Annotated in this window: 14 protein-coding genes and 2 tRNA genes; 10 read left to right on the top strand and 6 right to left on the bottom strand. The window is 74.3% G+C overall.

The window, feature by feature from the left end; all coding sequences use genetic code 11:
* Positions 1-13: 13 nt before the first annotated feature.
* Positions 14-86, bottom strand: a tRNA-Arg gene (locus tag LG943_RS08550).
* A 446-nt stretch (positions 87-532) separates the two neighbouring features.
* Between LG943_RS08550 and LG943_RS08555 the strand changes: the two genes are divergently transcribed.
* Positions 533-1,543 (top strand): D-alanyl-D-alanine carboxypeptidase family protein, encoded by a 1,011-nt coding sequence (locus LG943_RS08555; RefSeq protein ID WP_270071670.1) that lies wholly within the window; start codon positions 533-535, stop codon positions 1,541-1,543.
* A gap of 113 nt (positions 1,544-1,656) precedes the next feature.
* Here the strand turns inward: LG943_RS08555 and LG943_RS08560 are convergent, their stop codons facing one another.
* From LG943_RS08560 to LG943_RS08575, 4 genes are all read right to left on the bottom strand, one after another.
* Entirely contained in the window at positions 1,657-2,115 is a 459-nt protein-coding gene (locus LG943_RS08560; RefSeq protein ID WP_270071671.1) for an MscL family protein, read from the bottom strand.
* Between the two features lie 101 nt (positions 2,116-2,216).
* Positions 2,217-2,807 carry a Flp pilus assembly protein CpaB gene (cpaB, locus tag LG943_RS08565; protein ID WP_333486340.1) on the bottom strand — a complete coding sequence of 197 codons (591 nt, stop codon included), beginning with the start codon at positions 2,805-2,807 and terminating at the stop codon, positions 2,217-2,219.
* Between the two features lie 768 nt (positions 2,808-3,575).
* The gene (locus LG943_RS08570; protein ID WP_270071673.1) at positions 3,576-3,929 is read right to left on the bottom strand and encodes an FmdB family zinc ribbon protein; all 354 of its coding nucleotides are present in this window, start codon (positions 3,927-3,929) and stop codon (positions 3,576-3,578) included.
* Positions 3,930-4,246: 317 nt separating this feature from the next.
* Positions 4,247-4,798, bottom strand: a complete 552-nt coding sequence (locus LG943_RS08575; RefSeq protein ID WP_270071722.1) for a 5-formyltetrahydrofolate cyclo-ligase — start codon at positions 4,796-4,798, stop codon at positions 4,247-4,249.
* Positions 4,799-4,986: 188 nt separating this feature from the next.
* Here LG943_RS08575 and galU point away from each other — a divergent pair, with 188 nt between their 5' ends.
* The 8 genes from galU to LG943_RS08615 all read left to right on the top strand — a co-directional run bounded on the left by galU (position 4,987) and on the right by LG943_RS08615 (position 12,400).
* The gene (galU, locus tag LG943_RS08580) at positions 4,987-5,919 is read left to right on the top strand and encodes a UTP--glucose-1-phosphate uridylyltransferase GalU (RefSeq protein ID WP_270071674.1); all 933 of its coding nucleotides are present in this window, start codon (positions 4,987-4,989) and stop codon (positions 5,917-5,919) included.
* A 75-nt stretch (positions 5,920-5,994) separates the two neighbouring features.
* Positions 5,995-7,227 carry a molybdotransferase-like divisome protein Glp gene (gene glp / locus LG943_RS08585; RefSeq protein ID WP_270071675.1) on the top strand — a complete coding sequence of 411 codons (1,233 nt, stop codon included), beginning with the start codon at positions 5,995-5,997 and terminating at the stop codon, positions 7,225-7,227.
* Between the two features lie 60 nt (positions 7,228-7,287).
* Complete coding sequence (gene moaC / locus LG943_RS08590) at positions 7,288-7,776, top strand: cyclic pyranopterin monophosphate synthase MoaC (RefSeq protein WP_270071676.1); 489 nt, start codon at positions 7,288-7,290, stop codon at positions 7,774-7,776.
* Positions 7,773-8,333 (top strand): MogA/MoaB family molybdenum cofactor biosynthesis protein, encoded by a 561-nt coding sequence (locus tag LG943_RS08595; RefSeq protein ID WP_408648566.1) that lies wholly within the window; start codon positions 7,773-7,775, stop codon positions 8,331-8,333. Before moaC ends, LG943_RS08595 begins: the two co-directional genes overlap by 4 nt.
* A gap of 144 nt (positions 8,334-8,477) precedes the next feature.
* Positions 8,478-9,179: a GNAT family N-acetyltransferase gene (locus tag LG943_RS08600; protein ID WP_270071677.1), complete on the top strand. Its 702-nt coding sequence runs from the start codon at positions 8,478-8,480 to the stop codon at positions 9,177-9,179.
* A gap of 484 nt (positions 9,180-9,663) precedes the next feature.
* Complete coding sequence (gene sepX / locus LG943_RS08605; RefSeq protein WP_270071678.1) at positions 9,664-10,350, top strand: divisome protein SepX/GlpR; 687 nt, start codon at positions 9,664-9,666, stop codon at positions 10,348-10,350.
* A 118-nt stretch (positions 10,351-10,468) separates the two neighbouring features.
* Positions 10,469-10,542: transfer RNA gene (locus LG943_RS08610), tRNA-Ala, on the top strand.
* A gap of 1,270 nt (positions 10,543-11,812) precedes the next feature.
* Complete coding sequence (locus LG943_RS08615) at positions 11,813-12,400, top strand: hypothetical protein (protein ID WP_270071679.1); 588 nt, start codon at positions 11,813-11,815, stop codon at positions 12,398-12,400.
* Positions 12,401-12,445: 45 nt separating this feature from the next.
* On the opposite strand, the gene LG943_RS08620 is transcribed toward LG943_RS08615, so the two are convergent.
* On the bottom strand, positions 12,446-12,766 hold the full coding sequence (locus LG943_RS08620) for a sec-independent translocase (protein WP_270071680.1): 321 nt from the start codon (positions 12,764-12,766) through the stop codon (positions 12,446-12,448).
* A 254-nt stretch (positions 12,767-13,020) separates the two neighbouring features.
* Here LG943_RS08620 and LG943_RS08625 point away from each other — a divergent pair, with 254 nt between their 5' ends.
* Complete coding sequence (locus LG943_RS08625) at positions 13,021-13,959, top strand: ion transporter (RefSeq protein WP_270071681.1); 939 nt, start codon at positions 13,021-13,023, stop codon at positions 13,957-13,959.
* The last annotated feature ends 7 nt before the right edge of the window (positions 13,960-13,966 follow it).

A 13,966-nucleotide genomic window follows, 5' to 3' on the forward strand; every position in this document is an offset into this window, starting at 1 on the left:
AGGTCAGGCAGGGTGGCCCCAGCAGGATTCGAACCTGCGACACCCACTTTAGGAGAGTGGTGCTCTGTCCCCTGAGCTATGAGGCCGGAACAGTCATCAAGGGTAGCGGAGAACCGCGGGGGCCGTGGTGTCGGCGGGTTGCGGCGGGCGAGGGCGTCGGTTGAGTACTCTGCTGCCGGTATGGTTGCCACCGCTGCCCGGTGATCTTGCTCACCGATGGGTGCCGCGGTTGCGGCTACGGGCCTGGCGCGGAGGGTGTTTTGGCTCATTTTGGGCGAGCGTACCGCTGGTGACCGGCTGTTTCGAGGCGGTGCCGGTGGGTGCGGAGCGGGCGGCGTACCCCCTGGCCGATCGGGACCGTCCCATAGTGGACATGTAGTAACTTGCGGTTCGGCCACGTGAACCACCGGACACTCAGCGGAGGACCCTCGTGCCGTTCACCCTCGATTCCACGCGGTCCGTGCGCCGCGTGCCGCGAATCGGGTCCTTCTCACCGCTGATGCTATCCCCGCGTGCTCAGCGGCACGGCGGCATGTCCGCGCTCCTGGTCCTCCTTGTCGCGCTCCTCCTGGTCCCCAGCGGTTCCGCCTCCGCCGACTCCGACCTCGACCAGCTCAAGCAGCAGGCCGACGACGCCAAGGAGGAGTTGGAGGACGCCACCGAGGAGTACACCAAGCGCCAGGACGACCTGGAGGACGCCCAGGACGAGCTGATCTCCACGCTGCACGACCTCCAGCAGACCGAGCTGCGGCTGTCGGACATGCGGGTGCCGCTGGCCCAGCTCGGCAGCACGCTCTACCAGCAGCCCGACGGCGGGATCCTCGGGGTGATGACCTCGGGCAACCTCGACCAGGACCTCCAGGTGGAGTCGCACGTCCTCAAGCTCGCCGACGACAAGGAGGCGCTGCTGGAGGAGGCCAACTCGCTCCGCGACCGCCAGGCCGACCTCGCGAGCAAGGCGCAGGACCTCCAGGCCGAGACGCAGTTGGAGCGCGTGGAGCTGGAGGACGACCTGGCCGCGCTGCGCGAGCAGTCCGAGGAGAGCACCCGGGAGCTGACGGAGGAGCTGGAGGACCGCGGCCTGGACCCCGACGCCTACATGGCCGGGGTCGAGTGCGACCCCACCGCCGGCCAGGACGCGTCGGGCTACCCCAACGGCCTGCTGCCCCAGGGCGCGCTGTGCGAGCTGCACGAGGGCGGCCACTTCCTGCGCGCCGACGCCGCCGTGGACTTCCTGGAGATGAACCAGGCCTACACCGCCGAGTTCGGCACCCCCATCTGCCTCACCAGCTCCTACCGCGACCTGCCCAACCAGCACCGCGTCTACCAGGAGCAGCCGCCCGGCAACGCCGCCGTGCCCGGCACCAGCAACCACGGCTGGGGCCTGGCGGTGGACATGTGCGGCGGCGTGCAGACGGAGGGCACCCCGCAGTTCGCGTGGCTGGAGGCGAACTCCACCCAGTGGGGCTGGTTCCACCCGCAGTGGGCCTATTCCAGCCCCTATGAGCCCTGGCACTGGGAGTACGACGCGCCCCACGGGTAGCTCCCGGTCGCCGTGAGGTCGATCCGCTCGCACCGCGCGCCGCCTCGCGCCCGGCCTCGAGGGACCCGGCCGGACGCGGGCGGACGCGGACTCCGACGCGGGCGCCGGAGGGATCAGGACGCGGACGATGCGGACGGCGCAGACGGCGCGGACTCCGACGCGGTCGCCGGCACGGTCTCGGGGGTGACCTCGGAGGTGCAGTAGGCGCAGCGCGACGCCGCCTTGCTGATCTCGCTGCGGCAGTGCGGGCACTCGCGGTTGACGGCCTCCTCCTTCGCGGCGAAGCGCTCCAGGACCTTGGTCATGGGCAGGACGACGAAGAAGTACACGATGGCCGCGGTGAGCAGGAAGCTGACCGCGGCGTCGATGAACTGGCCGTACAGGAACCGGCTGCCGTTGACCTCGAAGTACAGCTCGCCGAAGGTCGGAACCCCGCCGAAGACGCCGATCAGGGGCGTGATGAAGCCCTCGGTGAAGGCGGTGACCAGATCGGCGAACACCGCGCCGATCACCACCGCCACCGCGAGTTGCACGAGGTTGCCCTGCATCAGGAACTGCCGGAAACCGTTCATCTCTCCTCATAGAACGCAGTGGGTCGGTTTTCGCAGGTGTCCACGTGCCCGAACGCGGCGCCGTGGAACGCCGGACAGCATTCACCACCCCGGGTGAGAGGTCAACCGCGGATGGTGATGGACAGGAGGTCGCCGGCGGCGTGCCCGGCCAGCGCGCGGGCCTCGTGGGGCGGGACGGCCAGCAGGACCAGCGCGCCCGGGGGTCCGCCCGCTCCGCCACCCGAGCCCGCCCCGGAGTCTGGCCTTGGGCCGGGCACGGCGATGACGGGGCGGTCCTCGACGACGGTCACGGCGGGGGCCGCGGCCGGGCCGCCGAACCGCGCGCCGTCGAACCCGGCGGCGGCGGGATCGGGCGCGGCCGCGAGGACGTCGACCCGGCTGCCGGGGCGCAGGAGGTCCACTACACCGGGGTCGGGTACGCGCAGCGGCGCCGCCACCATGCCGGGGCCGTGCCCCCGCGCCGGGGGATCGGCCAGCCGCGCCCGGGTGATGACCTCGCCGCGGCCGACGGGACCGGAGAGCGACCGCCCCACGGCGCTGCGGGCGGGACTCAGGGCGCCCTCGGGAACGGCGTGGACGGGCAGCGTGCGCACGGCCAGATCGCCCGCTGAGATGGGCTCCAGGGCGGTGAGCGGCCGTGCCGCCACCCAGACCTCGGCGGTGGGCGCGGGAGGCGGGCGTAGCAGCAGCACGGCCCCTGTGAGGGCCAGCGCCGCGCAGGCGGTGCCGAGCGGTCGGCGCCACCGCGCGAGGAGGCGGAGGGCCCGCCACAGGGCGCTCACGGCGCCGTTCCCGGGCGAACGGGGGTGCCCGCTCCTGGCGGATCGTCGGCGGGCGCGCGTGAGCGGTGAATGGCGCGGAGGCAGACGAGGCGGGCGAGGTGGGGGCGCGGGCGGTGGAGGTCGGGGAGGCGGCGGCCGGGCGGGTGCGTGGTGTCCATGGCAGCACGGTAGGCCGGGACCGGGGTGGCGTGTCGCCGTTGTCCACAGGGCCGACAGGACGGCGGTGGAAGGTCCCACCAATCGAAGGAACGGCCACCGCGAGATAGGCGTGGCTCCCGGCACACGGAAACGGAAGCGCGCCTCATCGCGCGCTCGGACGCGGGGCGGAAAGGGCGGGCGGTGCCCTGCGGAGATCGGGCGGGGGACCGGCGGTGGCCGGTCGGCCGGGCCGGGAACGGCCGGTGGAGTCGACAGGACCCACGCTTGGCGGGGCGCGCGGCGCGCCGGGTGCGTGGTGTCGGCGGTTCACCGCCCGGCCCCGAGGGCGGCTTGCTCCCAGGAGGGGCCTGGACCCCCAGCGTGCGGCGGGCCGCATCGGGGCGGCTTCGGGGTCGCTCTAGGGCGGCGCGGCGGCGGGCGGGCCGGGGCCCGCCCGGGTGCGAGAGTACGGTGCGCCGCGCGGCGCCGTGCCCGGTGGCCCGGAGTCCGGTGGCCCCTCAGGGCGCGGACTGGCGGCGGCTACTTGGCGGCGGTCGCGGCGGCGCTGGAGGAGTCGGCCTTGGCGGTCGAGGAGGAGTCGGAGCCCGAGGACGCCGAGCCGGAGTCCGAACCCGTGGACTCGCTCTTGGCGCCGCCCGAGGAGTCGTCCTTGCCACCGTTCTTGCTCGCCCCCGCCATCACCGAGCGGTTGGACGAGGAGTTGCTGTCGGTGCGGTAGAAGCCGGAGCCCTTGAAGACGATGCCCACGGCGGAGTACACCTTGCGCAGCCGCCCCTGGCACTCGGGGCAGACGGTCAGCGCGTCGTCGCTGAAGCTCTGCACGGCCTCCAACTGGGAGCCGCACTCGGTGCATGCGTACTGGTACGTCGGCACTGGGGTCCTCCTTGCTGGCACTCTCACCCGTCGACTGCCAAATATTACGCGGTCGGGCAGCACAGCCGCGACATCGGGGGCGGAGCGCCTTCACGGTGGCGCTGCCGATACCGTGCAACGCCGCCCGCCGCCCCGGTGTTCCACCCGCTGATCGGCTCCGGAGTCCGGCCCGCCGCCGTCACCGCGCTGACCCCCGCCCGCGCGGGCCGTGCACTCGCTCCGCCGCCGACCTCACCGCCCCCGCCGGCCGACCCCTACTTCTGGATCCCGGTTGCCGCGCCGGCCGCACCCCTGCGCGGCCGCGCCCCCGCAATTGCCTAGAACCGGACCAGGCCCCGCCCCGGTGTCACCACGCCGTCCACCGCGCGGTCGTGCGGTTCGGCGGGGACCTCCTCCACCAGTTCTGTGTCGTATGTCACCGCCAGCTTCAGCGTGTGCGGCCCCGCGTGCGCCAGTGCCCGGTCGTAGCACCCCGCGCCCCGCCCCAGCCGCCGACCCGACCGGTCCACGGCCAGCGCCGGGCACAGCACCGCCGCCGCCCGCCGCAGCGCGTCCGGGCCGTAGCGGGGGCCTATAGGCTCCACCAGGCCCCGCCCGGCCGGCGCCAGCGTGTCCGGCCCGTCGTAGGCCGCCCAGTCCAGCTCGCCCCCGGCCACCCACACCGGCAGCAGCACGTAGGTCCCGTGCTTCCACAGGGCCGCGAGCAGCTTGCGGGTGTCGGGCTCGGTGCCGACCGAGTAGTACAGCGCCACCGTGCCGCCCGTCGTCAGCAGCGGGACCTCCGCCAGCGCCTCGCGCAGCGCCGGCCCCGCCGCCGCCCGCTCCGCCTCGGGCATGGCCCGCCGCGCCGCGAGGATCCGGCGCCGCATCTCCCGCTTGCTCTCCACCGTGCTCACGGCACAGCAGTCTGGCAGCTTCCCCCGCGCCCCGGCAGCCCCGCGCCGCCCCCCGCCTTCTCCCGCCCGCACCGCCCCGGCCCCGCCCGCACCGGCCCGGGCGGCGCGCGCGGCGGCGGGGCTGGGCGGCACGGGCGGCGCGACTGGCCTAAAGTGCCGACATGACAGATACGCACCGCCGCCCGGCCGGAGTGGCCAAGGCCGTCGTACCCGCGGCCGGACTGGGCACCCGGTTCCTGCCCGCGACCAAGGCCACCCCCAAGGAGATGCTGCCGATCGTCGACAAGCCGGCCATCCAGTACGTGGTCGAGGAGGCGGTCGCCGCCGGCCTCCAGGACGTCCTGATGATCACCGGCCGCAGCAAGCGCTCCATCGAGGACCACTTCGACCGCGCCTACGAGCTTGAGGAGGCGCTGCGGGCCAAGAACGACACCCAGCGCCTGCACTCCGTGCGCGAGTCCAGCGAGCTGGCGCAGGTCCACTACGTCCGCCAGGGCGAGCCCCGCGGGCTGGGCCACGCGGTGCTGTGCGCCGCCTCCCACGTCGGCGACGAGCCGTTCGCCGTCCTCCTCGGCGACGACCTCATCGGCCAGCGCGAAGCCCTGCTGCGGCGCATGATCGAGGTCCGCGACACCTACGGCGGCAGCGTCGTCGCGCTGATGGAGGTCGAGCCCGAGCAGGTCTCCCTCTACGGTTGCGCCGCGATCGAGGCCACCGACGAGGACGACGTCGTCGTGGTGACCGACCTCGTCGAGAAGCCCCCGGCCGACCAGGCCCCCAGCCGCTGGGCCATCATCGGCCGCTACATCTGCGACCCCGCCGTCTTCGACGTGCTGCGTGAGACCGGCCCCGGCCGCGGCGGCGAGATCCAGCTCACCGACGCGCTGCGCGAACTCGCCCGCCGCAAGCCCGAGGACGGCGGCCCCGTGCACGGCGTCCTGTTCCGCGGCCAGCGCTACGACACCGGCAACAAGGCCGACTACCTCCGCACTGTGGTGGAATTCGCGTGTGAGCGCCCCGACCTCGCCGCCGACTTCCTGCCCTGGCTGCGGGAGTTCGTCGCCGCCCACGACACCGCGCGCGCCGACGACTGACCCGCCGGGTCCACACGCGCCGCACCGCCGCGGCACCGCCGCGCCGACACCCGGGTATGGCTGAGGGAGCCTGCGATGAAGACCGTCGAGCAGCACATCTCCGACGTCCTGGACCTGGTCCGCCCGCTCGACCCCATCGAGCTGGACCTGCTCCGCGCCCACGGCGGGGTGCTCGCCGAGCCGGTCGCCTCGCCCGTCTCCCTCCCCGCCTTCGACAACTCCTCGATGGACGGCTACGCCGTCGCGGCCGCCGACGTCGCCCAGGCCACCGCCCAGGCGCCCGTGCGGCTGCCCGTCGTGGCCGACATCCCCGCCGGCGACCCCTCGGCCACGGCGGTGCGCCGCGGCCACTGCGCCCGCATCATGACCGGCGCGCCCCTGCCGCGGGGCGCCGACGCGGTCGTGCCGGTGGAGTGGACCGACGGCGGCCAGGCCGAGGTCGCCATCACCCGGCCGGTGCGCCCCGGCAACGCCGTGCGACGCGTCGGCGAGGACGTCGAGAAGGGCACCACGGTCCTGCACCGGGGCGCGCGGGTGGGTGGCGCCGAACTCGCGGTGCTGGCCGCCGTGGGCCGCCGCGCGGTCCGCGTGCACCCCCGGCCGCGCGTGGTCGTGCTCTCCACCGGCGCCGAACTGGTGGAGCCCGGCGAGCCGATCGGCCCCGGCCAGATCTGGGAGTCCAACAGCTACATGCTGACCGCCGCCGCCCTGGACGCCGGCTGCGCCGCCTACCGGCACGGGTTCGTCGGCGACGACCCCGCCACCGTGCTGCGCACCATCGAGGACGTCCTGGTGCAGGCCGACATCGTGCTGACCACCGGCGGCGTCAGCATGGGCGCCTACGACGTGGTCAAGGAGGTGCTGTCGGGCCTGGGCACCGTGCGGTTCGAGCAGGTGGCCGTGCAGCCCGGCAAGCCCCAGGGCCTGGGCACGGTGGGCGACCCGGCCACCCCCATCCTCACCCTGCCCGGCAACCCGGTCAGCTCGTTCGTGTCCTTCTACCTGTTCGTGCTGCCCGCCCTGCGCCGGCTGCGCGGCCTGCCCCCCGACCCGCTGCCCTCGGTGCACGCCCGCCTGACCGCTCCCGTGCGGCACTCGCCGCCGGGCCGCCGCTCCTACCTGCGCGCCGTGCTCGACCACGACCGCGCCGGCGGCAGCGGCTACACCGCCGCCCCGGTGTCGCGGCAGGGCTCCCACCAGCTCTCCGCGCTCGCCGAGGTCAACGCCCTGGTGGTGGTGCCCGAGCACACCACCGAGCTGCCCGAGGGCAGCGTGGTGGAGGTCCTCCAGCTCCCCGCCGGCGCCTGAGCGGACACGGCCCCCTCCGGGGCGGGCGCCACCGACCCACACTCCAGAAGGAAGCCCACCATGCCCGACGCCCATCCATCCGGGATGAGCCACCTCGACTCCTCGGGCGCGGCCCGCATGGTCGACGTCTCGGCCAAGGACGTCACCGCGCGCACGGCCACCGCCACCGGCCGGGTGCTGCTGAGCCCCGCCACCGTCGCCGCGCTGCGCGGCGGCGAGGTCCCCAAGGGCGACGCCCTGGCCGTGGCCCGCATCGCGGGCATCCAGGGCGCCAAGCGCACCCCCGACCTCGTGCCGCTGTGCCACCCCATCGCCGTGCACGGGGTCGACGTCGACCTGGCCGTGGACGACGCCGGCGTGGGCATCACCGCCACCGTGCGCACCGCCGACCGCACCGGGGTCGAGATGGAGGCGCTGACCTGCGTGATGACCGCCGCGCTGGCGCTCATCGACATGGTCAAGGCCATCGACCCCGAGGCGGTCGCCACCGACGTCCGGGTCGAGGAGAAGACCGGCGGCAAGACCGGGCACTGGCGGCGGTCGCGGTGAGCGCCCCCGGACCCGCCGGACCCGCTGAGCCCGCGCCCGCCGAGGGCGCCGCCCGCTACCGCGTCGCCGCCATCACCGCCTCCAACCGCGCCGCCGCCGGGGTCTACGCCGACGCCTCCGGCGAGGCCCTGCGCGCCGAACTGGCGGCGCTGCCCGGGGTGGCCGTGGAGGGCCCCTGGGTGGTGCCCGACGGCCCGCCCGTGGCCGAGGCCCTGGTGCGCGCCCTGGAGGCGGGCTGCGACGCCGCGGTGACCACCGGCGGCACCGGCCTGAGCCCCACCGACGCCACCCCCGAGGCCACCCGCCCGCTGCTGGCCTACGAGATCCCCGGCATCGCCGAGGCGCTGCGCGCCGCCGGGCGCGACAAGGGCGTGGCCTCGGCCGTGCTCTCGCGCGGGATCGCCGGGGTCGCCGAGCGCGGCGGGCACCGGATGCTCGTGGTGAACCTGCCCGGCTCCCGCGGCGGCGTCCGCGACGGCATGGCGGTCCTCGGCCCGATCCTGGCCCACGCCCTCGACCAGGTGCGCGGGGGCGACCACCCCCGCCCCGGCGCCTGACGGGCCACCCGCAATGGTGGGATACTGGACATCGGCGACCGGGGCACCAGGTGTTCCTCGTCGGTTACCGCGCGACCACGCGCCACACACCCGCACTCGGGCCGCCGTCCGCCCGTGGGGCCGGAGGCGGCGGAAGGACGCGACGTGAACCGGATTCGCGGCTGGCCGATCACCCTTGCGGAGGGTCCGGTCGGCCTGCGCCCGCTGCGCCTGCGCGACGCCGGCGCGCTGCGCGAGACCCGCGTCCGCAACGCCGACTGGCTGCGGCCCTGGGAGCCCACGCACCCCGAGATGCCGCTCCAGACCACCGGGCTCTCGCCGTATGTGGCCATGCTCCAGGCGATCCGCCGCGAGGCACGCCAGGGCATCTCGATGCCCTGGGCCATCACCTACGACGGCGTGTTCGCCGGCCAGCTCACCATCAGCGCGATCGTGTGGGGGTCGGCGCGCTCGGCCCAGATCGGCTACTGGATCGACAGCGCCTACGCCGGCCGGGGCGCCACGCCCACGGCGGTGGCGCTGGCCGTGGACCACGCGTTCTTCACAGTGGGCCTGCACCGCGTCGAGGCCAGCATCCGCCCGGAGAACCGCGCCAGCCGGCGGGTGGTCGAGAAGCTGGGCTTCCGCGAGGAGGGCCTGCGCCGGCGCCAGTTGCACATCGACGGCGCCTGGCGCGACCACCTCGCCTACGCGCTGACCACCGAGGACGTCCCCGGCGGCCTGCTGGCCCGCTGGCGGCGGCGCGGCAGCGGCACCAGCGGCGCACCCGGCGGCGGCGCGGGCGCCCCCGACACCCCGGGCGGGGGAGGGTCTCCCGGCGCCGCTCCGCGCCCGGGGCGGCCCTGAGCGGCGCCCGCGGCCTCGGGTGATCGCCCAGAGTAAGGACTTCGCCCCTAAACCGGTGTCAGCACCCGCCCGTTCGCGGGATAATCGCCGATACCCGGCCGGGACCTGTCGGCACCGGACTGGGTCGCGTCGCGCAATCACGCCTATCCCCCCGGGCCGCCGCGCCGTGACCTGGGTGTCCTGCGGCAATATGGGGCGGCGGGGAAAGAGGAAAGACTGTAATCTCACGACACTCCGGGCCGAATACTGCGCATTTATGGACACCTGGTCGTACGGTGCGGAACGTAGACGTACCAACGATGCAGGCAACACGTGCATATGGCGCATGGGAGACGGCGAATGACGAGTGGCGCGATGGAGGGCTCCAGCGCCGCATCGTGACCTCGGAGCGGCCCGCCGGGCCGCGGGTCGCCATGGGCCATGAACCAGCCTCGTCGCCGGAGCGTCTGAGAGTGTCCGGTGACCGGCGGTGCGAGGAGGAGTCATGAGCAGCTCTCCTCTGTATCTCGCCATCGTGGTCGTCTGGCTCATCGTCCTGGTCCCGATGCTGCTGCGCCGCGACCCCGCCCCCGACCACGACGACCAGGTCGAGTACGACGAGCCGGTCGGCGGTGAGGACGGCGCCGACGACGGTGCCCAGGCCGCCGCCGAGGACGGCGACGCCGGCGGCGACCGGCCGGGCGAGGACCCCGGCGACGGCCGCGCCGCCGAGGACGCCGGCACCGACACCGACGCCCCCGCCGACACCGACGTCGAGGCCCGCCACGCCTCCGGAGCGCTGCCCGAGGCGGCCGTGGGCCGCGAACCGCTGCCGCGCCCGCGCGTGCGCCGCGCCCGGGTCATCGCCCGCCGGCGCCGCCGCACCACCGTGCTGGTGGCGCTGCTGGCGCTGAGCGGCGCCGGGGTGGCCGCCGGGCTGGGGCCGTGGTGGGTCCTGGCGCCGCCGGCCGTGCTGCTGCTGGGCCACCTGGCGCTGCTGCGCGAGGCGGCCAAGGCCGACGCGGAGCGCCGCGCGGCCGAGGAGCGCCGCCGCCGGCGCCTGGAGCGGATCCGCCGCGCCCGCGCCGAGGCCGCCGCCGCGCGCGAGGCCGAGGTGATCGAGCTGATGGAGCGCCGCAACCAGGTGTACGACCAGTACACCGACGCCCAGTTGCGCGCAGCCGGCGACTAGGCGAGGCGGGGCGGGACCGGCCGGTCCCGCCCCGCGCGCTCATCCGGACACGGCGGCGCGGGGGCCGGATACCGGTTCGGAGCACCGGGCGGAAGCTGCTAGCATTTGAGACGTCCTTGGGGCTGTAGCGCAGTCCGGTAGCGCACCTCGTTCGCATCGAGGGGGTCAGGGGTTCAAATCCCCTCAGCTCCACTTACCCAGGGCCTTCCCGAATTCGGGATTGTCCTGTGCGCGGTCGGTGATTGCGCGGGAACCGGCGGTGTCCGCACCGGTGGCGCCCGCGGCGGGCAATCACCGGCTGTGAGTTCCACGGAGGCCGCTAAGCGGCCTCCTTTTCCTTTTCCACCGGGCCGTGCGGCCTCCGCCGCCTTTCTCGGCCACGGTGCGTGAAGGCGCGCGAATCCGTCGGCCGGGCGGTGTTATGCGGAGCGGTATCGCCGTGTCGCGGGCCGCGCGCGGGCGTCCTCCGCAACCGCCGCAAAGGCGGGAGTGGCGGGGGTGCGCATTGCGCCTCTCATAACGCGTTAAAATCGCGGTGTCCGCCAATGCGGCCTGCTCGCGGTGCGTAATGACCGCTCCTGCCGCCCGGGGATTGTCGCCATCGCGACCCGCCACTCATGATCACGCTGTGCCACGGGAACCCCGGGCAGCGTGGTCGCGCCCGGTCGTTTCGGCAGGTGGCCCGGTGAGACGGCGATCCAGCCCGGCCGCGTGCGCCGCGACGGGTGCGCGCGCCGCGCCCGCGCGCCCCACCGGCCGTGCGGCGGTCCGGCCCCCGCGCGAACGCGCGGCGGGAGTGAATCACGTCGGTGTGGAGTGCGCACCGCACGATGCATCATTATTTATGCGGGTTTCTGCACGATAAGCATCAGTTTTCGGTAGAAGTGCGTTAATATTACAACTTGGGGTCTTGCGTAAGTGTGTCCGTTAGGCCATCTTGTATGTGGGGATGGATGACGATGCAATGGGAAGGTGTGCTGTGTTAAAGAAGCTGTGCGCTGTTGTGGCCCTCGCGGTCACCGCGATTCTGGCGCCTTCGGTTCCGGCGGCCACCGCCGACCAGGCCGTGGCGGCCGAGGCCAACTGGGGTTGGTACTAGGCCGACATCCCTCTTCCGGCATCCGTTCGGAACGAACCGGTCTCCGGCCCGTGCCCCCGGGCCGGAGACCGGTGTGTATCCGCCCCCGCCCGCGCGGCGCGCCTTTCCGCACCGTCCCCCCTCGGCCGCACCGGCTGACCGCCTTCCCCGCACCGCCCCCCGTGCCGGCCATCGCAGCGCCGCGCACCCTTCGCCCCCTTGTCCCACCTGTCCGGTCGGCTCCGCCCTCTCGCCGTCCACACGCCGGCGGCGCCGCGCCCGCGCGGCCGCCGACCCGGTCGGCCCGGCGCGTTCCGACGCGCGGCCGAGCGGGTAACTACGGAGCGTGGAAGCCCGTCGGACGCAGAAGGGCGGCGAGACCCCGTGCCCGACTCCCCGGAGCACCCCCGACCGGAGCCCGCGCCCGAGTCCCCGGGCACCGGCGGCGCTGAGTTCCCCGGCGGCACCGAGTACCCGATCGGCGACCTCGCCCCCGGCGGCTACCACTACGCCGAACCCCCGCCTCCGCCGCCGCCCCTGCCGGAGCCCGAACCCGCCCCGGTCGAGGACCCCGAACCCCCTCCCGTGGCCGCCGAGCGGTTCCGCCGCGACACCCCCGCCCGCCGCAAGGCCATCCCGCCCATGCGCGGCCGGGGCCACTGGCGGCTGGGCATCAGCACCGCGCTGTTCGTGATGGCGGCGGCGGGCGCGGCCGACTACATCGCGGTGGGCACCCGCGCGGTGTGGCACGTGCTGTTCTGGGCGCTGCTGGCGGGGGCCGCGCTCACCGAGGTCTACCGGGAGCGCCGCAACGGCTGGGAGGCGGCCGCGCGCTGGCCCTGGCCGGCGGCGGCGGTGATCGGCACGATCGGCGCCGAGGTGCTGGTGGCGCTGCTGGACTCCCCGGCGGTGATCGCGGGGTCGGCCGTGGTGATGGGGATCGGCCTGCTGCTGGTCATGCTGTTCGGCTGAGGGGGCGCCGGATCCGGGAGGGCGGTGCGCCGCCGGGATCACCCGTCAGGTGGCCTCGCTGTCGAAGGGCGGGCGCTTGCCGTTGAGCTGCGAGGCCGGGCGGCGCCGCCGCGCGGCGCCGTCGTCGCCGGCCTCCCAGAAGTGCTTCTGCACGAACCGGCGCGGGTTGAGATCCTCGACGTCGAAGTCCTTGAACTCGGGGCCCAGGCCCTTCTGGATGTCGGAGCGCGCGCTGTCGGCCATGGTGCGAAGCTGGCGCAGCACCCGGCCGACCTGCGCCGCGGCCTTCGGCAACTGGTCGGGGCCGAAGATCAGCAGCGCGAGCAGGCCCAGGAGGACGAACTCGCCGCCCCCGATGTTGAACATGCCGGGTTCCTCCGATTGACCGTGGTGATTGCTCCGGCCTTCTAGCAGATTAGCCGGTGTTGTTCCTGGCGGAGACACCGCCGGGGTGACCGGCGCGTGTCCATCATGCTCCCCGGCGGCCCGCGCCGCCGACCCCGCCCGGGTTTGCGTGCGCGCCCGGCCCCCGACCGGCCCGCAGAGCCGGTACACGCCAAACGCTAGGGTTGGTCCCGTTTGCCGGTGATGTCAGTGCCGCGGGGCGGGGGAGTGGATCGGTGGCCGTGTCAGGGCTGCGCAGCCGAGCGCGGGCGATCGTCGCGAGCGGCTGGTTCCAGGCCGCGATCGTCGGCGCCATCCTGCTCAACTCCGTCACCCTGGGCCTGGAGACCTACGAGGACGGGCCGCTGGCCCACGCCGGGCCGCTCCTGGACGCCGCCGAGGTCGTCTTCATCGCGGTGTTCACCGTCGAACTCTTGATCAAGGGCGTCGCCCAGGGCCGCGCGTTCTTCCGCGACCCCTGGAACTGGTTCGACGTGGTGGTCGTGGGCGTGGCCGTGGTCCCCGCCTCGACCGGGTTCGGGGTGCTGCGGATGCTGCGCATCCTGCGGATCCTGCGGCTGGTCAGCGTGCTGCCGCAGATGCGCACCATCGTCTCGGCGCTGTTCCACGCCGTTCCCGGCATGGGCACCGTGATCGGGCTGCTGCTGATCGTCGTCTACACCGCCGCCGTGCTGGGCGAGCGGCTGTTCCACGACATCGACCCCGAGCACTTCGGCGACCTCGGCGCCACCCTCTACAGCATGTTCATGCTGCTCACCATGGAGGACTGGCCCGACGTGGCGCAGACCGCCATGGACCGCCAGCCGCTGGCGTGGGTGTTCTTCGTCGGCTACATCGTGGTGACCGCGTTCATCCTGCTCAACCTGGTCATCGGCGTGATCGTCACCGCGCTGGAGCAGGAGGTCAACGCGCACCGCTGGCAGGAGGACCAGGAGTTGGAGCTGGCCCAGCACGACGCGGTCATGACGCAGTTGCGGGCGCTCACCGCCCAGGTGGCGGTGCTGACCGAGCAGGTGCGGGAGCTGGGCGCCCCCGGAGCGGCGGCGGCCGAGGGGCCGGCCGGGGCGGCGGAGGTTGTGCGGCCGGACGCTGAGGCGGTGGCCGCTCAGGACGTCGGCCCGGGCGCCGCCGGCGAGCCCCGGCGCGGGGAATGAAACAGCC

The organism is Streptomonospora mangrovi (genome assembly GCF_027604915.1).
GTDB classification, from domain to species: Bacteria; Actinomycetota; Actinomycetes; order Streptosporangiales; family Streptosporangiaceae; genus Streptomonospora; species Streptomonospora mangrovi.